This window comes from Ideonella flava (genome assembly GCF_051857595.1).
Lineage (GTDB): Bacteria > Pseudomonadota > Gammaproteobacteria > Burkholderiales > Burkholderiaceae_C > Ideonella.
Genome location: NZ_JBPZHD010000006.1, coordinates 111,099 through 130,967 on the forward strand (window position 1 = coordinate 111,099; position 19,869 = coordinate 130,967).

Consider the following 19,869-nt stretch of genomic DNA (forward strand, 5'->3'; position numbering starts at 1 on the left):
GGCTCATCGACCGGGTGCCGGAGCCTCACGCTGATCGGCTACTCTTTGCCCCGCGCCCGACATCGCGCAGGGCGTGCTAGAGCAAGGGGCACAGCATGCAACGATGGACACCCCGCGTGACCGACCTGGCCGGTGGCTTGCAGGTCCGGCGCGCCTTGCCGGTGGCGGCCCGCCGATCGGTAGGGCCCTTCGTCTTCTTCGACCACTTCGGGCCGGTGACGCTGCCGGCCGAGGCCGACACCGACATCGGCCCGCACCCGCACATCGGGCTGGCCACGGTCACCTACCTTTTCGAGGGCGCTTTCATGCACCGCGACAGCCTGGGCACGGTACAGGAGATCCGACCCGGCGCGGTGAACTGGATGACCGCCGGGCGCGGCATCGTCCACAGCGAGCGCACGCCTGATGCGAAACGCGGGCAGCCACGAAGGATGCACGGCTTGCAGCTTTGGGTCGCGCTGCCCGACGAGGCGGAGCAGGCCGAACCTTCGTTCCAGCACGTCGCGGCCGAGGCCATACCGCAGCTGGAACTCGACGGCGCGACGGTGCGCGTGCTGCTGGGCCGGGCCTTCGGCGTCGAGTCCCCGGTGGCCACCTCCTCGCCCACGCTCTACCTCGACATCGAGTTGCCGGCAGGCCTGCCCTGGACGCTGCCGCGCCTGGCCGACGAAATGGCTGTGTACAGCCCGCTCGAATGCATGGAGCTCGACGGCGAGGTGCTGCCCGAAGGCGAGATGGCACTGGTCGAAGGGGCCGAAGGCGCCACGCTGCGCTCCGCGCTGGCCACGCGGGTGGTGGTCGTCGGCGGCATGGCCTTGCCGCCGCGGGTGATCTGGTGGAACTTCGTCGCCAGCGACCGGGCGCTGATCGAGCAGGCGGCCGAGCGCTGGTCCCAGGGCGGCTTCGACAAGATCCCGGGCGAGCAGGGCGCGTTGCTGATGCCGCCGCGCCCGCTGCATCCCGGGGTGTGAGCCTCATGCGCAGCTGGCTCGCCTGGACGCTGGCAGCCGTGGCGCCTGCCCAGGCGGCCGAGCCCATCGAGCTGTACTGGTTCGATCGTCCGCCGTACATGGTCGCGTCGCCGGGCGGCGACGAGGTGGCCGGGCTCACCGCGACGCCGGCGGCCCAGGCCTTCAGGGCCGCAGGCATCCGCTTCCGATGGGTCTCGCTGCCCACGATGCGCCAGCTCGTCACGCTGAAGGACAGCGTCCACCCGGCCTGTGCCGTGGGCTGGTTGAGGAACGCCGAGCGGGAGCATCATTTCAAGTTCACGCAGCCCATCTACCGGGACCGGCCGACCGTGGCGCTGGCCCGCACCGATTACCTGCCGGCCGAGACTCTGGCCGGGACGCTGCGCCAGCCCGGCACGAGCGTCCTGATCAAGGATGGCTTCTCCTACGGCGCGGTGATCGACCAGCTGCTGCTGCAGATCCGGCCGGAGCGGGTGGTGACCAGTGCCGAGAACCTGGCGATGGCCAACATGATCGCCGCCCATCGCGCCAGCCTGATGTTCGCGGCGGAAGAGGAGGCGAGCTACCTGCTCGAGCAGGCCGAGCACGAGGCCCGCCTGCCCTATCCGTTGAAGGTGGTCCGCTTCGCCGACCTGCCGCCCGGCGAGCGCCGCCACATCCTTTGCAGCAAGGCCACGCCGGACGAGCTGATCGAGCGCTTGAACAAGGCGATCGCGGCGGACGCGCCCTGAGCCTCAACGCGGGGGCGAATCGCCGGGCTCCAGCAGGCGGTCCATCAGCTCCGGCGTGGGATAGCCGTCCGGCGGCAGGCCGGCGCTGCGCTGGTAACGGCGCAAGGCATCGCGCGTCGCCGGGCCCATCACCCCGTCGGCCGGGCCGCTGTCGAAGCCGCGCCGGGCGAGGGTCTCCTGCATCTGCAGGACCTGGGTGCGCGAGATCGGCGGCAGCTCGCGCGGCCACGCGGCCTGCACGCCGGGGCCGCCTTCGAGCCTTTGCGAAAGCACGCCCACCGCCAGCGCGTAGTTCACCGAGTTGTTGTAGCGCAGCAGGGTGCGGAAGTTGGCCCCGACGAGGAAGGCCGGCCCGCGGGCGCCGGCCGGCAGCAGGATGGCGCCGTCGGCGATCTCGGGCAGCGTGGCATCGCCCATGGCCCGCACGCCCTCGGCCGCCCACTGCGCGGCGGGCTGCCGCAGCATGCCATCGGCCCGGCCGACGTCGAAGCCCGGCGGCAGCTGCACCTCGACGCCCCACGGCTCGCCGGCACGCCAGCCCGACCGGGCGAGGAAGTTGGCGGTCGACGAGACGACGTCGGCCATGCTGCCCCAGATGTCGCGCCTGCCGTCGCCATCGGCATCGACCGCATACGCCAGGAAGACCGAGGGCAGGAATTGCGTCTGCCCCATCGCACCGGCCCAGGAGCCGACCATGCGCTCGCGCCCGATGTCGCCGCCTTGCAGGATCTTCATCGCCGCGATCAGCTCGCCGCGTGCCCATTTCTCGCGCCGTCCCTCGAAGCCGAGTGTGGCCAGCGCGTCGATGGTCGGGATGTCGCCGTACTGGCTGCCGTAGTTGCTCTCGATGCCCCAGATGGCCACCACGATGGACGGCGGGACGCCATGGCGCGCCGCGGCGGCGGCGGCTTCTTCGCGGACCTGCGCGAGCTTGTCCTGGCCCAGCGTGATGCGCGGCGCCGACACGGCGCTGTCGAGGTAGGCCCAGGGCGTGCGCGTGAACTCGGGCTGGGCGCGGTCGCGCTCGATGAGCTGCGGCAGGTAGTGCACGTCGTCGAGCGCCAGGTGCAGGGTGGCCTCGTCGATGCCCGCGGCGCGGGCGCTCTCGCGCAGGGCGGCCACCCAGTCGGCGAAGCGGCGCTGCGGGCCGTCTTCGGAGCCGGCTGCGGCTGCGCTCGCAGCGGCGGGCGGCGCGGGCACGGAAGTCTCGGTGGCGCAGCTGGCCAGGCCGGCGAGCACGACGAGCGTGAAGGCGATCCGGCTCGTCATCAGGCCTCCGCCACCGGCTGCGGCTCGCGCCGCAGGCCGGCGATGTCCCGCATCGGCGGCGCGCCGAACTGTCGGCTGTACTCGCGGCTGAACTGCGAGGCACTCTCGTAGCCGACGCGGAAGGCGGCGGTGGAGGCGTCCAGCCGCTCGGCCAGCATCAGGCGCCGAGCCTCGTTCAGGCGCAGCCACTTCTGGTACTGCAGCGGGCTCATCGCGGTGAGGGCGCGGAAGTGGTGGTGGAAGGTCGAGACGCTCATGCGCGCATGGCTCGCCAGGTCCTCCACGCGCAGCGGCTGCGCGAAGTGGGTCTGCAGCCAGTCGATCGCCCGGCCGATGTGGTGGCTCTGGGTGCCCGCAGTGCCGATCTGGCGCAGGCGTTCGCCATGTTCGCTGGTCAGCAGGCGATAGAGGATTTCGCGCTGGATCAGTGGGGCGAGTGCGGCCGCCGACTCGGGCTCGTCGAGCAGCTCCACCAGGCGCTGGAAGGCGTTCAGCAAGGGCCAGGTCAGGCCACTGGTGCCCATCGCGCGGGCGTGGGCCTGGGGCTTCGGCGGCGGCACGTGGCCGTCGACCATCAGGCGGGCGATCTCGTGCGGATCCAGCCGCAGCATCAAGGCCAGGTAGGGCCGCTCGGGACTGGCATCGAGCACCTGCGCCACCGCGGGGAGATTCAGGGCGCTCATCAGCACGTCGTGCGGGCCGTAGATGATGCGGTCGGATCCCAGCAGCACCTCCTTGCGGCCCTGCACGATGAGCGCGACACCCGGCTCGTACATGCCGCAGACCGGGCCGCTGCGGCTGCTGCTGCGGATCATCAGCAATGACGGCAGCGCCTGCGGGCGGCGCGGTTCGCCATCGGGTGCGAGGCGGACGATGGCCTCGGCGAGCGCGCGGCGGGCGCCCTCCATGCGCGCGGCGTCGGCCGGCGGGTCGCTGACTCGCTGCAGCATCGGGTCTCCTTCGAAGGAAGGCGCCATCCTAGTCCAGCGGTCTACGCCTTGTTGCCGATCGCTCCCACGCCCCGGACGATCAGGCAAACAACTCGCAGCTTCAGGCTAACGCCCCAAGCCCTGCCGACCGACACTGCCCCGCGACGGATCACCAGCCCTCAGGAGGACCCACCATGACCACCACCCTGAACGTCAACGGCCGCGACGAGCGGCTCGACATCGACCCCGCCACGCCGGTGCTGTGGGCCCTGCGCGACTCGCTCGGGCTGCAAGGCACGAAGTTCGGCTGCGGCGCGGCCCAGTGCGGCGCGTGCACCGTGCATCTCGACGGTGCGGCCACCCGCTCCTGCGTGACGCCCATCTCCGCCGCCGCGGGCCGCAAGGTGAGCACCATCGAGTACGTCACCGACGGCCACGACAAGGTCGGCCGCGCGGTGCACGAGGCCTGGGTGAAGCACGACGTGGCGCAGTGCGGCTACTGCCAGAGCGGGCAGATCATGTCGGCCACCGCCTTCCTGAAGTCGCTGCCCAAGGGCAAGAAGCCCACCGAGGCCGAGATCGACGCCGCCATGGCCGGCAACATCTGCCGCTGCGGCACCTATGCCCGCATCCGTGCGGCCGTGAGCGACGCCGCCCGGGCCATCGCCTGAAGCCGCAGGAGGAAAGAACCATGAACTTCGAATCCACCCTCGCCGCGGCCGAACTGCCCAAGGCCCTGCGCGCCATCTTCGAGCGTGAAGCCGGCGCGCCAACCCCCGGCATCGCCCGCCGCAGTTTCCTCAAGCTCGGCGCGGCCGCCGCCAGCGGCGGTTTCGCCCTCGGCGCCTTCCCGCTGGGGGCCGCGGCGCAAGGCGCGGCAGCGCCGGCCGCGCCCGCCGGCCTGAAGCCCTTCCAGCAGCCTTCGGCCTTCGTGCAGATCGCGCGCGACGGTACGGTCACCGTGACCATCAACCGGCTCGACTTCGGCCAGGGCGTGCAGACCGCGCTGCCGATGATCCTGGCCGAGGAGCTCGATGCGGATTGGTCCAAGGTCCGCAGCACCCACGGCAGCAACGATCCGGCCTACGTCGACCCGGTGTTCGGCATGCACCTGACCGGCGGCTCCGGCTCCATAGCGCACAGCTACACCCAGTACCGCGAGCTCGGGGCCAGGTCGCGCGCAATGCTGGTGGCCGCGGCCGCCCAGCGCTGGAAGGTCGATGCGTCCACGCTGAAGACGCGCAACGGCATGGTCATCGGCCCCGGCGGCCAGCAGCTCGGCTACGGCGAGCTGGCCGAAGCTGCGATGGCGTTGCCGGTGCCCGAGACGGTGGCGCTGAAGGACCCGAAGGACTTCCGCCTCATCGGCCATCCCACCACCCGCATCGACGCGCCGGCCAAGAGCAGCGGCCGCCAGGCCTACGGCATAGACACGCGCCTGCCCGGCATGCTGACTGCGGTGGTGGCGCGGCCGCCGGTGTTCGGCGCCAAGCTGAAGTCGGTCGACGACAGCGCGGCCAAGGCCATCCCCGGCGTGAAGGCCGTGCTGCGCGTGCCGGTCGACCGCGGCGGCGAAGGCGTGGCCATCGTGGCCGAGGGCTACTGGCCCGCCAAGCAGGGGCGCGATGCGCTCAAGGCCGAGTGGGACCTGGCCGCGGTCGAGAAGGTCGACAGTGCGAAGCAGCTGGCCCAGTACCGCGCGCTCGTCGGCCAACCCGGCGCACGCAAGTTCGATGCGGACGTGTCTGGCCTGGACAAGGCGCCGCACCGCATCGAGGCGGAATTCGTCTTCCCCTACCTGGCGCATGCGCCGATGGAGCCGCTGAACTGCACCGTGCATGTCCAGGGCGACAAGGCCGAGCTGTGGATGGGCTCGCAGATGCCGGGGCTCGATGGCCTGGCGGCTTCCAAGGTGCTGGGGCTGCAGCCGCAGAACGTGCAGGTGCATGTGCAGATGGCCGGCGGCGGCTTCGGGCGGCGGGCCATCGCCACCAGCGACTACACCGTCGAGGCCTGCCAGGTCGCGAAGGCGGCGCAGGCCGCGGGCATCGCCGTGCCCATCCGCACGCTGTGGAGCCGCGAGGACGACATCCAGGGCGGCTACTACCGCCCCATGCACCTGCACAGCGCCCGCATCGGCTTCGACGACCAGGGCCGCGTGCTGGCCTGGGACCACGTCATCGTCGGCCAGTCCATCCTGGGCGGCACGCCCTTCGAGCCGATGATGGTCAAGGACGGCATCGACGCCACCGCGGTCGAGGGCATGAAGGAGCCCTATGACGTGCCCATGCGGCTCACCGTGCATCACCCCAAGCTCAACGTGCCGGTGCTCTGGTGGCGTAGCGTGGGCTCCACGCACACGGCCTACGTGATGGAAACGCTGGTCGACGAGATCGCGCGGCAGACGAAGCAGGATCCGGTCGCCTACCGCATGAAGCTCATCGGCAGCGAGCATCCGCGCCACAAGGCGGCGCTGCAACTGGCCGTCGACAAGAGCGGCTACGGCAAGAAGAAGCTCGCCGCCGGCCGCGCCTGGGGCGTGGCGGTGCACGAGTCCTTCAACACCGTCGTCGCCTATGTGGTGGAGGCTTCGGTGAAGGATGGCAAGCCCGTGCTGCACGAGGTGACGGCTGGCGTGCATTGCAACTTTGCCGTCAACCCGCGGACGGTGGAGGCGCAGGTGCAGGGTGCGGCGGTGATGGGCCTGGGCATGTGCCTGCCCGGTGCCGCCATCACGCTGAAGGACGGCCTGGTCGAGCAGCACAACTTCTACGACTACGCCGTGCCGCGCATCCCGGACATGCCTCGGATCGCCGTCCACATCGTGCCCAGCGCCGACGCGCCGACGGGCATGGGCGAGCCCGGCCTGCCTCCGCTGGCGCCGGCCTTCGCGAATGCGATCGTCAGGCTCACCGGCAAGCCCTTGCGCGAGATGCCGTTCAACCTCAAGGCATGAGGGCTTCTGTCCAAGGGGCTTCGACAGGCTCAGCCCGAACGGGAGGGTGGTGCTGCCTTCCCGACGTGGCGGTGAGGCACGGGATCTCGCCTGTCCGTTCACCCTGGGCCGGTCGAGGGGCCTGGGTGCGCAGGGCTTCGACAAGCTCAGCCCGAACGGACTGTGGTGCTCAGCCCGAACGTGGATCTCGCGCATGCGCCGAATGCAGATCTCGCGCATGCCCCGAATGCAGATCTCGCGCATGCCCCGAATGCAGATGTCGCGCATGTCCCGAATGCAGATGTCGCGCTCGGTCCCAACGGAGGGTGGAATAGCGGAACCCTTTTCTCCGTTCACCCTGAGCCTGTCGAAGGGCCCTGTCCGAAAGGGCTTCCACAGGCTCCGGTGCGTTCCACGCGAACGGCAAAAGGCTTGGAAGTGACCGCAAGTGGGCGCAGCATGCGCACCACCGGTTGACGGAAAGAAGCACCATGCAGCACCTTTCGACCTTTCGCCGATGGCCAGGCCTGATCGCCGTGGTGTCGCTCCTGCTGGCGAGCTCGGCCATGGCCAGTGCCGACTGCGCCGCCTCGGCCCAGGCGGGCATAGGGGGCGCAGGCGTGCAGGGGTGGCGGCTGGCCGAAGGTGGATTCGCCGCGTGGTCGGGCATGAACATCAACATCGATGGCTATGCCCGCGCCTACCACCGGCAGAACCGGCAGGCGGGTGCCGTGCTGCACCTGTGCGTCGGCGGCGAGGTGGTGCTGCCCGACGGCAGCCGCTACCACGGCTCCTCCTCCGGGGCCACGTGCACCGGCCGGTTCATGACCGACCTGGCCCGCATCGAGGCGGCCGGCTGGGCCGACCCGTCGGTCGGCGTGGTGCGCTGGTACGGCATCGTGGCCGACGGCGAAGCCAGGATGGGAGGCCAGAAGATCGCCGGCATCAAGCCCGTGCTGCAGCGCGATGGCTCGGGCTTCTACGTCTCGCCGACGTCGCTGGTCGACAAGTCCATCACCGACGTGGCGGATCAGCGGCGCTACGTGAATCCACTGCGCGTGGCCTCCGCGGTGGTCCCGGGAGGACTGGTCAAGGCCGGGGTCGCCATGGGCAGCTTCGGCGTGGCGATCCGGCGCGACAAGAAGCTGGCCGTGCCCTTCGTCGTCGGCGACGGCGGCCCGCGCATCGGCGAAGGCAGCCCTGCGCTTGCTCGCCAGGCGGCGGGCTTGGCGGTGACGGACGACATCACGCTGGCCAACCGGTATGCCGGGCAGGTCGACGGCAAGTCGGTGCTGTGGGTGTTCTTCGGCGGGCCGCCGGTCGCCTTCGACCAGGCCCGGGCAAACGACCTGGCCACGGCGGCCCGCGCGGCCTTCGAGGCCTGGGGAGGCGACGAGCGCTTGCGGCGATGCCTGGAGAGCGTCCCTCAACCGTGAGGCGGCATCGGCCGCCGCCGCTTCAACGCACGCCCCGCGGGCAGGCCGCGGGGCGACGTGGCGTCAAGGCTCGTCCGTCAGCTCCGCCGCCGTCTTCAGCGCCGCCTGGTAGGCCGCATACACGTCGATGCGGCCGAAGCCGATCATGTTGTTGGGCCAGGTGTCGCGAGAGGTGCCGCCGCAGGTCTGGTTGATGGGGTCGGTGACGCCGTCGGTCCGGGCCGTCTTGCGCAGCAGCTTCGCCACCTTGTTCGGATGGCCCTTCAGCTCGGGCACGGCCGACATCAGCAGGGCGGCGGCGCCGGCGACGTGCGGCGTGGCCATGCTGGTGCCGCTGAGGCTGGTGTAGGTCGCCGGCGGCCAGGCGGAGAAGACGTTGACGCCCGGGGCGGAGACATCCGGCTTGACCTGCGCCGTGTCGCGCCGCGGGCTGACGATCACCGGGCCGCGGCTGGAGAAGCCGGCCAGCGCGTCGCTGCTGTCGGTCGCACCTATCGTGAACGAGGCCGAGTAGATCGCCGGTGGGTTGGTGATGGTGCTGCAGTTCGGGCCGTCGTTGGCGGCGGCGGCGACGAACAGGATGCCGCCGCTGATGAGATTGGCCGCGGCCCGCTGGATTTCGTTGCCGACCGTGCAGCCTTCGCCTTCGGTGCAGGTCCAGGAGTTGCTGATCACGTCCGGCGCCTTGTCCGGATCGGGGTTCCGGTTCTTCAGGTCGGTCGGCGCCAGCATCCACTGCATGCACTCGATGTAGGTGGCGGGCGTGCCGGCGCCGGCATTCATGTTGCGGCAGCCTATCCACCTGGCCCCGGGCGCGACGCCGACCTGGTGCGTGTCGTGGTCGTCGCCGGCGAAGGTGCCGGCCGTGTGGGTGCCATGGCCGTGGTCATCACAAGGCTGCTGCGAATCGGCGGGGCAGCTGCCGTTCGGGCTGTGGATGGCATCGTGCCAGTTGTAGTTGTGGTCGGCGCTGCTGCCGTTCCAGCCACGGTACTGCGGCTTGATGGCCGGGTGGTCCCACTTGTAGCCGGTGTCCTCGCCGGCGATGGTCACGCCCTGGCCGTTGAAACCCTCCGCCCAGACCAGGGGCGCGTTGATCTTGGTCACGCCCCAGGCGACGGACTCGGCCCCTTGCGGGGCCACGCCCGCGCGTCCCGCGCCCCCCTTGGGCAGCGCCACCGCGATGGTCGGGTTCGGCTCCACGCGACTGATGTCCTGGCGCGATGCGAGCGCGGCAAGGTCGTCGGACGAGAGCCGGGCGTGCACGACGTTGGCGATCCAGAAGGGCTGGTGCTCGATGCCGCGGGCCTGCAGCCAGCTTCGCAAGCCGGCCTGCTGGACATCGGCCCGGCTGCGCAGCGCATCGACCAGGGCGCGGCGGCGGGCCTTGTAGTCCGCGCCGCGATCGAGCGCCGCCTGTGCCGGCGTCGCCTGGTCCTTCAGCACGATGAGCGCCTCGACGCGCCCTTCGCGGGCGGCCGCTGCGGCGAGGTCGGCGTTGATCTTCGCCGCCTGCGCCGAGCCGCAGGCCACGGCCACGGCGGCGAGCGCCAGTCGATGAAGCTTCAGGTGCGACGTGCTCATGGCCGGGGGCTCCTCGTGGTGCGCAAGGGCGTCGTGCGCCGCCGCGCCAGGTTGGGGTGCTGGCGATTCTGGCGAAGCAGCCTGCGAGGCAGGGGCCTTCGAGATAGGGGGGCGCCGCATCAGGGGGACGCGCCCGGTGCCGAAGCGCCGGGCGGATGTATCAAGGTTGGGGCACCGGCCTCTGTCGATCGTCCACTGAGGAGTCGCGTCCCATGCCTAGCCATCGTCTGGTCCGTCTCTTGGCCGCCGGGCTTGTCGCCGGCCTGTTCGCTCTCGCAGGGGCCGGTCCCCAGGCCGCCCCGCTGAAGGTGCTGCACCATTTCAACGGCCACGACGGCACGGCGCCCACCGGCATGGTGCTGGCCTCCGACGGTCACTTCTATGGCGCGACCTCCACCGGCGGCGACCGCAGCGGCTGCCTGCCGCCGGACGGCTGCGGCACCCTGTTCCGACTGGACGCCACCGGCCAGCTGCAACGCCTGCACGTGTTCAAGGCCCGCGACGGCTACTACCCCAGCGGGCTGGTGGAAGGGCCGGACGGGCGGCTGTATGGCGCGGCGCGGCTGGGCGGGCGTCAGGATGGCGGCGGGGGCGGCGTGCTGTTCAGCCTGTGGCCCACCGGCGAGGATTTCCGGATCCACCATCGCTTCGGCGATGGCAGCGTGTGCTGCGACGGCGCCCGGCCGCAGCCCGGCATGCTCCTCGCCAGCGACGGCAAGCTGTATGGCACCACCGAGCTGGGTGGGGACTACCGCGACGTCGACCATCTCGGCTTCGGGACGGTTTTCTCGCTCGACCCCGCGACCCACGAGATCACGTACCTCCATTCCTTCCAGCTGGCGGACGGGAACGGGATCTTCCCGAACGGCTACCTGCTCCAGGCGAACGACGGCGCGCTGTACGGGACGACGCGCGAAGGTGGCTCCGCCGGCGGGGGCACGATGTGGAAGATCGGGACCGACGGCAGCGGCTTCCAGGTGGTGGCCCAACTGCCGAACCGGCAGACGCACAGCGGCCCCATCCAGGCCCAGGACGGCGCGCTCTACGCCACCGACGATATCGGCGCGGGCTCGGTCTTCCAGGTGAAGGATGGCCTCGTCAGCGACCTCAACCGTTTCGACGGGGCCGACGGCAAGGGCCTGTTCTTCCCCGTCACCCGGACGGCCGCCGGGCATCTGTACGGCACCGCCGAGCACGGCGGATTGCTGGATCCCCAGGGGGGCGACGTGTTCCGCCTCGCCCCGAACGGAGACCTGAGGGTGCTGCATTCCTTCGACCCCGACGTCCCCAACGGCATCATTCCCAATGCCAGGCTCATCGAGGGCGCCGACGGAAAGCTCTACGGCACCGCGGCGCTGGGCGGGAAGAAGGGGCGGGGCACCATCTTCCGCATCGATCCCGACGATCTCGGCTCGCTGCAGGCCATCTCGGCCCCCGTCCAGATGCAGTCCGGCACCCGCGCGAGCGGCGAGGTGAGCCTGTTCAAGCCGGCGCCCGGCGGCGGGACGGTGGTCACGCTGAGCGCGGGTTTCGGGGCGATCACCGTGCCGCCGACCGTGACCGTTCCGGAAGGCCAGACCCGCGCCAAGTTCCGGATCGACAGCATGAAGATTGGCGCACCCGCCACCATCCGGATCTATGCCTCGGTGCAAGGCCAGGGCACGCGAGCGGTGGTGATCGTCAATCCTTGAGAGGCCGGGGGGCACCCAGCCTGCTTTTCGCCGCCCGCGAGACGACCTGGTGTCGTCGGGATCGCGCAGATATTTCCTTCTGTTGCATCGCGTCTCGCCGCGCCAACGGCGTGCACGTTGTTCATCGATTGTTCTGTCGCGGCCCAGACAATCTCGCCCGGAAAACGCAACGGAATCCGGACGATGAACCTGCCAAGCCCACTCCCGATACGCGCCGCCGTCGCGAGCGCTGTGCTGTGTACATTCGTGCTGTCTGCCTGCGGCGGTGGCGCTGACCCGGGCACGGATACGCCGTTGGGATCGGCACCTGCACCTGCATCCGCACCTGCATCCGCACCTGCACCCGCACCTGCACCCGCACCTGCACCCGCACCTGCACCTGCACCTGCACTCCTTTCGCCACCGATCACGTGGCCTGTCCCTGCACCCATCGATTGGGGCACCGCCCTCAGCACGGCCCAGCTGAACGCGAGCTCAAGCGTTGCCGGCACGTTCACCTACACGCCCCCGGCGGGGTCCAAGCCCGAGGTCGGCGTCCAGTCGCTGTCGGTCAAGTTCACCCCGCAGGACACGAAGACCTACTCGACGCGGACCGTGGTGCGCAAGCTGACGGTGAACAAGGCGCAGCCTCCGGTCCGGTGGGACTGGCCGTCCGCCGTGCTCCAGGGGACCGACCTGACGCCCGCCCAGATCACCACCGCTCCCTACGGCATCTATGGCGTCCAGGGCTGGGCCGATCCGGCGAGCTACACGACCCCGGACGGCCAGCCCCTGGGCGCTGCCACGACGGCCGTCGCGGGCACCGCCATCATCCTGGCCCGGTTCGTCCCCACGGACAGCGCGCACTACAACCCGGCGACGACCAGCACGGTGCTGACCATCCAGCCGTCGCCCGCCACGGCCGCCGTCGACTTTGGCGATGCGAAGCAGACCATCCGCGGCTTCGGCGGCTCGGCGGCCTGGTACTACAGCAAGATGTCCGACGATCGCCTGAACGTCCTGTTCGGCACCGGCCCCGGCAGCCTCGGCCTGGACATCCTTCGGCTGCGCATCGCGCCGGCCGACTGGAACGCCGCCACGCAGACGGCCGATACCGGCCAGTGGACCGCGGAGCTGGAGAACGGCGCCGCCGCGCAAGCGCGCGGAGCGCTGGTCTTCGCTTCGCCCTGGTCGCCCCCGGCGAGCATGAAGATCGTGAACAAGGACAGAGCGAACCCCCTGTACAGCGGGCGACTCGATCCGGCGATGTACGCGAGCTACGCCCAGTACCTGAACGCCTACGTTCGCTATGCCGCCACCCGCAATGTGAAGCTCCATGCGGTCTCGATCCAGAACGAGCCGGACTGGGATCCGCAGGACTATGAATCCTGCCTGTGGAGCGCGGCCGAAATGAAGTCCTGGATAGCCAATCATGGGGCGACGGCCGTCTCCGGCACCACGGCCAAGCTCATGGCGCCGGAGTCGTTCTACTCCTCGCAGGCGACCATGGACACGCTGCTGGCGAACCGCCAGGCGGCCGCCAACCTCTCCATCGTCGGCGGCCACCTGTATGGCGGCACCCCGAACTATCCCGGCTCGGCCGCGAAGCTCGGCAAGGAGGTCTGGATGACCGAGCATTTCCTGGATTCGGTCAACAAGACCGGCTCCGGAGCCTGGCAGACGAGCCTGGACGACGCCATTGCCATGGCCAAGGAAATCCACGACGGCCTGACCCTGTCGCAGTACAACGCCTTCGTGTACTGGTGGCTCGTCAATTCCAACGACGCGAACCCGACCGGCCTGATCAGCAACAGCAACACGCCGACCTACTTCGGCATCGGCATGAAGCACTTCTCGTACTTCATCCGCCCGGGCTACGTCCGCTATGACGCCACCTCGCTGCCTCAAAAAGGAGTGCGCGTCTCGGCCTACGGAACGCCTCCCGGCGCCGGCAACGCCAAGGCCGTGGTGGTGCTCGTGAACGAGAACGCCACCGACGTCGCACTCACCACCTCCGTGAATCCCGCCGGCCGCTCGTTGACCGCGCTCACACCGTACCGCACCACCGCCACGGCCACCTTCGAGCAGCAGCCCCCGATAGGCGTGAATGGCAACGCGTTCTCCATCACGCTGCCGGCCAGGAGCATCACGACGCTCGTGAACTGAGGGCCTCCAGCACCAGGTCCTGCAGGCCTGCTTCGCGCGCCTCGTCGAGGTGCTCGAGCAGGCGCTTCCTCATCCTCGGCTCCCAATAGCGCTGGATGTGGGCGGCAATCCCCTCGCGGGCTTGCTGACGGTCCGGCATGGCGGCGAAGAACTCGCCGATGCGGTTGGCCATGTGGACGAGGTTCTCAAGGTCCATGGGGAGGCTCGAAGCCGAATCGTTCGGGGTGGGTGTAGGCCACGCCGTCGTTGCCGCGCACGAAGCCGGCCAGCGCGACGTCGAGTTCAAGGGCGGTACGTACGGCGAGGCTCGTGGGGGCGGAGACGGCGGCGAGCAAGCCGATGCCTGCCGCGGCGGCCTTCTGCACCATCTCGAAGCTGGCGCGGCTGGTGATGGCGGCGAAGCCGGCCGATGCCTCGTGGCGTGATCGAAGCATCGCGCCGATGAGCTTGTCCAGCGCGTTGTGGCGGCCGATGTCTTCGCGCACGAGGCGCACTCCGCCGTCGAGGCCGCACCAGGCCGCAGCGTGCGTGGCACCGGTGAGTTGCTGCATCGCCTGGTGCATGCGCAGATCGCGTTGCGCGCGTGAGAGCGCTTCGGGCGTCACGCGCACCTCGGGCGCACGGGGCAGGGCGCGGCGCACCTGCGCGAGGCTGTCGGTGCCGCACAGGCCGCAGCCGGTGCGGCCGGCGAGAGTGCGGCGGCGTTCCTTCAGGCGCCAGGCGCAGGCTGACGACACCTCCAACTGCAGCGTGATGCCTTCGTCCGTCGGCGGCAGTGCCTCGATGCCGTAGAGCTCGGACGGCGAGTCGATCAGGCCCTCGGTGAGCGCGAAGCCGAGGGCGAAGTCCTCCAGGTCGGCCGGGCTGGCGAGCATCACCGCATGCGAGACGCCGTTGAAGACCAGCGCCACCGGCACCTCATCGGCGAGCCAGTCGGTGCGCACGGCCGTGCGGCCGCCGCGCCACTCGGTCACCTGCGTGGCGTGGGTGCCTACGGGCACGAGGGCGGCGTCCTGGGGCTTCACTTGCCGATGACCGCTTCGCCGCGCGCCTGGGCGAGCAGCGCGAGCTGTTCTCGGTTGAAGTCTGCATAGCCTGCCTGCCACTCCGAAGGCTGCATGACCTTGCTGACCTGCACCGCCGTCACCTTGTACTCCGGGCAATTCGTCGCCCAGTCCGAGCTGTCCGTCGTGATGACGTTCGCGCCGGACTCCGGGAAGTGGAAGGTGGTGTAGACCACGCCGGGCTGCATGCGCTCGCTCACGTCCGCGCGCAGCACCGTCTCGCCGGCGCGGCTGGCGATGCCGACCCAGTCGCCCGCCTGGATGCCGCGCTCCTCGGCGTCGGTGGGGTGGATCTCCAGCCGGTCCTCGTCGTGCCACTGGCTGTTGGGCGTGCGGCGGGTCTGGGCGCCGACGTTGTACTGCGAGAGCACCCGGCCGGTGGTGAGGATGAGCGGGAAGCGGCGCGTCACCTTCTCTTCGGTGGGCACGTACTGCGTGTTGAAGAAGCGCCCCTTGCCGCGCACGAAACCATCGACGTGCATCAGCGACGTGCCGGCCTCTGCGGTGTGCTCGTTGCAGGGCCACTGCACGCTGCCCAGCCGCTCGATCTTCTCGTAGCTCACGCCGGCGAAGCTCGGCGTCAGCGCCGCGATCTCCTGCATGATCTCTTCGGGGTGGCTGTAGTGCATCGGGTAGCCCAGCGCGTTGGCGAGCTTCATCGTGACCTCCCAATCGGCCAGGCCCGGCAACGGCGGCATCACCTGCCGCACGCGCGAGATGCGGCGTTCTGCGTTGGTGAAGGTGCCGTCCTTTTCGAGGAAGCTGGAGCCCGGCAGCAGCACGTGGGCGTACTTGGCGGTCTCGTTGAGGAAGATGTCCTGCACGACGATGCACTCCATCGCCGACAGCGCCGCCGCCACGTGCTGCGTGTTGGGGTCGCTCTGCACGATGTCCTCGCCCTGGCAGTAAAGGCCCAGGAAGCTGCCGGCCATCGCCGCGTCGAACATGTTGGGGATGCGCAGGCCCGGCTCGGGGCTGAGCTCCACGCCCCACGCGGCCTCGAACTGCGAGCGCGCGGTGGTGTCGCTGATGTGGCGGTAGCCTGGCAGCTCGTGCGGGAAGCTGCCCATGTCGCAGCTGCCCTGCACGTTGTTCTGGCCGCGCAGTGGGTTCACGCCCACGCCCTCGCGGCCGACCATGCCGCAGGCCATCGCGAGGTTGGCGATGCCGATCACCATGGTCGAGCCTTGAGCGTGCTCGGTGACGCCCAGGCCGTAGTAGATGGCCGAGTTGGGGCCGCTCGCATACAGGCGCGCGGCGGCGCGCAGTTCGGCCGACGGCACGCCGGTGACGGACTCGAAAGCCTCCGGCGAGTTCTCGGGCCTGGAGACGAACTCGCGCCATTCGCCGAAGCTCCTGGCATCGCAGCGCTCGGCGACGAAGGCCTCGTCCACCAGGCCTTCGGTGACCACCACGTGCGCCATCGCGGTGATGACGGCGACGTTGGTGCCGGGCTTGAGCGGGAGGTGGTGCCGCGCGCGCACGTGCGGCGAGTCGACCAGGTCGATGCGGCGGGGGTCGATGACGACCAGCTTCGCCCCTTCGCGCAGGCGCTTCTTCATGCGCGAGGCGAACACCGGGTGGGCGTCGCTCGGGTTGGCGCCGATCACCAGGATCACGTCGGCCTGCTCGACGCTCTTGAAGGTCTGTGTGCCGGCCGAGGTGCCATAGGTCTGGCCCAGGCCGTAGCCGGTCGGCGAGTGGCACACGCGGGCGCAGGTGTCGACGTTGTTGGTGCCGAAGGCCGCGCGCACCAGCTTCTGCACGAGATAGGTCTCTTCGTTGGTGCAGCGGCTGGAGGTGATGCCTCCGATCGAATCCTTGCCGTGCTTGGCCTGGATCCGCTTGAATTCGCTGGCGGCGTGGTCCAGCGCCTCTTCCCAGCTCACCTCGCGCCACGGGTCGGTGATCTTCGCGCGGATCATGGGCTTGGTGATGCGGTCCTGGTGGGTCGCGTAGCCCCAGGCGAAGCGGCCCTTCACGCACGAATGGCCCTCGTTCGCCTTGCCGTCCTTCCACGGGACCATGCGGACGACCGTATTGCCCCAGGTGGCGCTGGGCCGCCCCGAGGCACCTGATCCCCCTTGGGGGGCGGGCCGGACAGGGTCCGGACCTGGGGGCCGGCCCTTTAGTTCTGCCTTGAAGCCACAGCCGACGCCGCAGTAGGCGCAGGTGGTGATCACGCTGTGCTCTCCCTGGCCCAGTTCGATGACGCTCTTCTCCTGCAGGGTGGCGGTCGGGCAGGCCTCGACGCAGGCGCCGCAGCTCACGCAGTCGCTCTGCATGAAGGGCTGGTCCTGGCCCGCCGAGACGCGGCTGTCGAAGCCTCGGCCCGAGATCGTCAGCGCGAAGGTGCCTTGCGTCTCCTCGCAGGCGCGCACGCAGCGGTTGCAGACGATGCACTTGCTCGGGTCGTAGGTGAAGTAGGGGTTCGATTCGTCCTTCGCCGACTGGGTGTGGTGCGCGCCGGCCGCGGCCCCCACGCCGTAGCGCACGTTGCGCAGGCCGGTCACGCCGGCCATGTCCTGCAACTCGCAGTGGCCGTTGGCGCTGCAGGTCAGGCAATCCAGCGGGTGGTCGCTGATGTAGAGCTCCATCACGCCTTTGCGCAGGTCCTGCAGCTTCGGAGTCTGCGTGCGCACCACCATGCCGGCCTCGGCGGGCGTGGTGCAGCTGGCGGGGTAGCCGCGGCGGCCCTCGATCTCCACCAGGCACAGCCGGCAGGAGCCGAAAGGCTCCAGGCTGTCGGTAGCGCAGAGCTTGGGCACGCGTACGCCGGCATCCACGGCGGCGCGCATCAGCGAGGTCCCCGCGGGCACGGTGACCTGAGCGCCGTCGATGGTCAGTGTCACGGTTCGGTCGGACACGCGCGCCGGCGTGCCGAAGTCGATCTCGTTCTTCAGGTGTTGCAGCATGTCGCGTGTCCTTCAGGCGGCTTTCTCGGTCGGCGCCGCGACGCCGAAATCCTCGGGGTAGTGATCCAGCGCGGAGAGCACGGGGTAGGGCGTCATGCCGCCCATCGCGCACAGGCTGCCGTGGAGCATCGTGTCGCACAGGTCGCGCAGAAGGTGGATCTGCTGCGGCCGGTTGGTGCCGGCGATGGCGCGGTCAATCACCTCCACGCCGCGTGTGCTGCCGATGCGGCAGGGCGTGCACTTGCCGCAGCTCTCCAGCGCGCAGAACTCCATCGCGTAGCGCGCGAGCTTCGCCATGTCGGCCGTGTCGTCGTGCACCACGATGCCGCCGTGGCCGAGCACCGCTCCGAAGGCCGCGTAGGCCTCATAGTCCAGCGGCTCGTCCCACTTCGATTCGGGCACGTAGGCGCCCAGCGGGCCGCCGACCTGGATGGCCTTGACCGGCCGGCCGCTGCGCGTGCCGCCGCCGAAATCGAAGACCAGCTCGCGCAAGCTCAGGCCGAAGGCCTTCTCGACCAGCCCGCCATGCCGGATGTTGCCGGCCAGCTGGAAGGGCAGCGTGCCGCGCGAGCGGCCCATGCCGAAGTCCTGGTAGAAGGCCGCGCCGCGGGCCAGGATGATGGGCACGCTGGCGAGCGAGATCACGTTGTTGATCACCGTGGGCCGGCCGAACAAGCCTTCGATGGCCGGCAGCGGCGGCTTGGCTCGCACGATGCCGCGCTTGCCCTCGATGCTCTCGAGCATCGCCGTCTCCTCGCCGCACACGTAGGCCCCGGCGGCCTTGCGCACTTCCAGCCGGAAGGGCCGGCCGCTGCCGCACACGTCCGCGCCGAGGAACCCGGCCGCCGTCGCGCGGCGGATGGCCTCGTCCATCGTCGCCACCGCATGCGGGTACTCGGAGCGGATGTAGAGGTAGCCCTGCGTCGCGCCCACTGCCAGGCCGGCGATCGCCATGCCTTCGATGAGCATGTACGGATCGCCCTCCATCGTCATGCGGTCGGAGAAGGTGCCGGAGTCGCCCTCGTCGGCATTGCAGACCACGTAGGCAGTAGGGCCCCCAGGGTCGGGCTGTTGCCCGCCCCGCCCCCCGAGGGGGTCAAGGACCTCGGGAGCGGCCCTTCGCTCCTTGAGCGCGGCTTGCGCCTGCAGGACCGTGCGCCACTTGATGCCGGCCGGGAAGGCCGCACCGCCACGGCCGCGCAGGCCAGAGTCCAGCACCTGCTGCACGATCTCGGCGCCGCTCATCGCCAGCGCCCGCTTCAGGCCGGCCCAACCTTCATGAGCCTCGTAGTCGGCCAGCGACAGCGGGTCCGTCACGCCCATGCGGGCGAAGGTCAGGCGCTCCTGCCTGGCGAGCCAGGGGATCTGGTCGACGAGGCCATGGCTCAGCGCGTGAGCCTGTCCTTCGAGGAGGCCGGCTTCGAACAGGGCGGGCACGTCGTCCTCGATGACCGGCCCGTAGGCGACACGCCCCTGCGGCGTCTTCACTTCCACCAGTGGCTCCAGCCAGAACATTCCGCGCGAGCCGTTGCGCACGACCTGCACTTCGCGGCCGCGTCGCGCGGCCTCGGCGGCGATGGCGGCCGCGACTTCATCGGCACCCGCGGCCAGGGCGGCCGCATCGCGCGGCACGTAGACGATCACCGGGCTCATGGCCGAGCCTCCAGCGCGGCGAGCAATCGATCCAGCCGCTGCGGTGTCACGCGGGCATGCAGCCGCTCGCCGATCTGCACGGCCGGTGACGAGGCGCACAGCCCGAGGCAATACACCGGCTCCAGCGTCACGCGACCGTCGGCGCTCGTTTCGTGCGCCTTGCAGCCCAGCGACCGTTCGGCGTGGGCGAGCAGTTCCTCGCCGCCGCAGGCCTGGCAAGCCTCGGCCCGGCAGACCTGCACCACGTGCCGCCCGGGCGGCGTGCGGCGGAAGTGGTGGTAGTAGGTGACGACGCCGTGCACTTCGGCGCGCGAAAGGTTCAGGGCCTGGGCCAGCACCGGCACCGCCTCGTCGGGCACGTGGCCCAGCGCTTCCTGCACCGCGTGCAGGGCGGGCAGCAGGCCGCCGGGCAGCTCGCGGTGGGCGTTCGCGATCTGGCGAACGGAGTCCAGGGCTTGGGGCATGGGGGCGCTTCTCCGGTCGGCTTTCAAATAGGCGGCGCCGTGCATATGCCGGCGCCAGAGGGCCGCCCGATGGTGGTGGCAA

15 protein-coding genes are annotated in these 19,869 nt (G+C 70.2%); 7 read left to right on the forward strand and 8 right to left on the reverse strand.

What is annotated here, in order from left to right; all coding sequences use genetic code 11:
* Positions 1-95 precede the first annotated feature (95 nt).
* Both ACS5PM_RS14360 and ACS5PM_RS14365 read left to right on the forward strand, forming a co-directional pair.
* Positions 96-971, forward strand: coding sequence for a pirin family protein (locus ACS5PM_RS14360; protein WP_439388324.1), 876 nt, complete (start codon positions 96-98; stop codon positions 969-971).
* 5 nt (positions 972-976) lie between these two features.
* Complete coding sequence (locus ACS5PM_RS14365; protein WP_439388325.1) at positions 977-1,702, forward strand: substrate-binding periplasmic protein; 726 nt, start codon at positions 977-979, stop codon at positions 1,700-1,702.
* A gap of 3 nt (positions 1,703-1,705) precedes the next feature.
* Here the strand turns inward: ACS5PM_RS14365 and ACS5PM_RS14370 are convergent, their stop codons facing one another.
* Positions 1,706-2,971 (reverse strand): lytic murein transglycosylase, encoded by a 1,266-nt coding sequence (locus ACS5PM_RS14370; RefSeq protein ID WP_439388326.1) that lies wholly within the window; start codon positions 2,969-2,971, stop codon positions 1,706-1,708.
* A complete protein-coding gene (locus tag ACS5PM_RS14375; protein WP_439388327.1) occupies positions 2,971-3,921 on the reverse strand; it encodes an AraC family transcriptional regulator in 951 nt (316 codons plus the stop codon). Before ACS5PM_RS14375 ends, ACS5PM_RS14370 begins: the two co-directional genes overlap by 1 nt.
* 173 nt (positions 3,922-4,094) lie before the next feature.
* On the opposite strand from ACS5PM_RS14375, the gene ACS5PM_RS14380 reads away from it, so the two are divergent.
* From ACS5PM_RS14380 to ACS5PM_RS14390, 3 genes are all read left to right on the forward strand, one after another.
* Positions 4,095-4,571: a (2Fe-2S)-binding protein gene (locus tag ACS5PM_RS14380; protein WP_439388328.1), complete on the forward strand. Its 477-nt coding sequence runs from the start codon at positions 4,095-4,097 to the stop codon at positions 4,569-4,571.
* A 20-nt stretch (positions 4,572-4,591) separates the two neighbouring features.
* Positions 4,592-6,856 carry a xanthine dehydrogenase family protein molybdopterin-binding subunit gene (locus tag ACS5PM_RS14385; RefSeq protein ID WP_439388329.1) on the forward strand — a complete coding sequence of 755 codons (2,265 nt, stop codon included), beginning with the start codon at positions 4,592-4,594 and terminating at the stop codon, positions 6,854-6,856.
* A gap of 470 nt (positions 6,857-7,326) precedes the next feature.
* Entirely contained in the window at positions 7,327-8,271 is a 945-nt protein-coding gene (locus ACS5PM_RS14390; RefSeq protein WP_439388330.1) for a hypothetical protein, read from the forward strand.
* A gap of 63 nt (positions 8,272-8,334) precedes the next feature.
* Here ACS5PM_RS14390 and ACS5PM_RS14395 read toward each other — a convergent pair whose 3' ends face one another.
* Positions 8,335-9,855 (reverse strand): S8 family serine peptidase, encoded by a 1,521-nt coding sequence (locus ACS5PM_RS14395; protein ID WP_439388331.1) that lies wholly within the window; start codon positions 9,853-9,855, stop codon positions 8,335-8,337.
* A 212-nt stretch (positions 9,856-10,067) separates the two neighbouring features.
* On the opposite strand from ACS5PM_RS14395, the gene ACS5PM_RS14400 reads away from it, so the two are divergent.
* On the forward strand, positions 10,068-11,546 hold the full coding sequence (locus ACS5PM_RS14400) for a choice-of-anchor tandem repeat GloVer-containing protein (protein WP_439388332.1): 1,479 nt from the start codon (positions 10,068-10,070) through the stop codon (positions 11,544-11,546).
* A 594-nt stretch (positions 11,547-12,140) separates the two neighbouring features.
* Entirely contained in the window at positions 12,141-13,691 is a 1,551-nt protein-coding gene (locus ACS5PM_RS14405; protein WP_439388333.1) for a glycoside hydrolase, read from the forward strand.
* Here the strand turns inward: ACS5PM_RS14405 and ACS5PM_RS14410 are convergent.
* Genes ACS5PM_RS14410 through ACS5PM_RS14430 form a run of 5 tightly spaced genes read right to left on the reverse strand, consistent with a single transcriptional unit; the run spans position 13,672 to position 19,787 of the window.
* Entirely contained in the window at positions 13,672-13,887 is a 216-nt protein-coding gene (locus ACS5PM_RS14410) for a formate dehydrogenase subunit delta (protein WP_439388334.1), read from the reverse strand. The two genes, ACS5PM_RS14405 and ACS5PM_RS14410, sit on opposite strands and share 20 nt — an antisense overlap.
* The gene (gene fdhD / locus ACS5PM_RS14415) at positions 13,877-14,716 is read right to left on the reverse strand and encodes a formate dehydrogenase accessory sulfurtransferase FdhD (protein ID WP_439388335.1); all 840 of its coding nucleotides are present in this window, start codon (positions 14,714-14,716) and stop codon (positions 13,877-13,879) included. Before fdhD ends, ACS5PM_RS14410 begins: the two co-directional genes overlap by 11 nt.
* Positions 14,713-17,670 (reverse strand): formate dehydrogenase subunit alpha, encoded by a 2,958-nt coding sequence (gene fdhF, locus ACS5PM_RS14420; protein WP_439388336.1) that lies wholly within the window; start codon positions 17,668-17,670, stop codon positions 14,713-14,715. The genes fdhD and fdhF overlap by 4 nt, the downstream gene beginning before the upstream one ends.
* Positions 17,671-17,682: 12 nt before the next feature.
* Positions 17,683-19,323 carry an NADH-ubiquinone oxidoreductase-F iron-sulfur binding region domain-containing protein gene (locus tag ACS5PM_RS14425; protein ID WP_439388337.1) on the reverse strand — a complete coding sequence of 547 codons (1,641 nt, stop codon included), beginning with the start codon at positions 19,321-19,323 and terminating at the stop codon, positions 17,683-17,685.
* Entirely contained in the window at positions 19,320-19,787 is a 468-nt protein-coding gene (locus ACS5PM_RS14430; protein WP_439388338.1) for a formate dehydrogenase subunit gamma, read from the reverse strand. Before ACS5PM_RS14430 ends, ACS5PM_RS14425 begins: the two co-directional genes overlap by 4 nt.
* Positions 19,788-19,869 lie beyond the last annotated feature (82 nt).

Bases quoted from the DNA above. Each gene is read 5' to 3' on its own strand.
- ACS5PM_RS14365 (WP_439388325.1), top strand. From the start codon at position 977: ATGCGCAGCTGGCTCGCCTGGACGCTGGCAGCCGTGGCGCCTGCCCAG.
- ACS5PM_RS14390 (WP_439388330.1), top strand. From the start codon at position 7,327: ATGCAGCACCTTTCGACCTTTCGCCGATGGCCAGGCCTGATCGCCGTG.
- ACS5PM_RS14425 (WP_439388337.1), bottom strand. From the start codon at position 19,323: ATGAGCCCGGTGATCGTCTACGTGCCGCGCGATGCGGCCGCCCTGGCC.
- ACS5PM_RS14385 (WP_439388329.1), top strand. From the start codon at position 4,592: ATGAACTTCGAATCCACCCTCGCCGCGGCCGAACTGCCCAAGGCCCTG.
- ACS5PM_RS14410 (WP_439388334.1), bottom strand. From the start codon at position 13,887: ATGGACCTTGAGAACCTCGTCCACATGGCCAACCGCATCGGCGAGTTC.
- ACS5PM_RS14395 (WP_439388331.1), bottom strand. From the start codon at position 9,855: ATGAGCACGTCGCACCTGAAGCTTCATCGACTGGCGCTCGCCGCCGTG.
- ACS5PM_RS14370 (WP_439388326.1), bottom strand. From the start codon at position 2,971: ATGACGAGCCGGATCGCCTTCACGCTCGTCGTGCTCGCCGGCCTGGCC.
- ACS5PM_RS14430 (WP_439388338.1), bottom strand. From the start codon at position 19,787: ATGCCCCAAGCCCTGGACTCCGTTCGCCAGATCGCGAACGCCCACCGC.
- ACS5PM_RS14375 (WP_439388327.1), bottom strand. From the start codon at position 3,921: ATGCTGCAGCGAGTCAGCGACCCGCCGGCCGACGCCGCGCGCATGGAG.
- ACS5PM_RS14400 (WP_439388332.1), top strand. From the start codon at position 10,068: ATGCCTAGCCATCGTCTGGTCCGTCTCTTGGCCGCCGGGCTTGTCGCC.
- fdhF (WP_439388336.1), bottom strand. From the start codon at position 17,670: ATGCTGCAACACCTGAAGAACGAGATCGACTTCGGCACGCCGGCGCGC.
- ACS5PM_RS14380 (WP_439388328.1), top strand. From the start codon at position 4,095: ATGACCACCACCCTGAACGTCAACGGCCGCGACGAGCGGCTCGACATC.
- ACS5PM_RS14360 (WP_439388324.1), top strand. From the start codon at position 96: ATGCAACGATGGACACCCCGCGTGACCGACCTGGCCGGTGGCTTGCAG.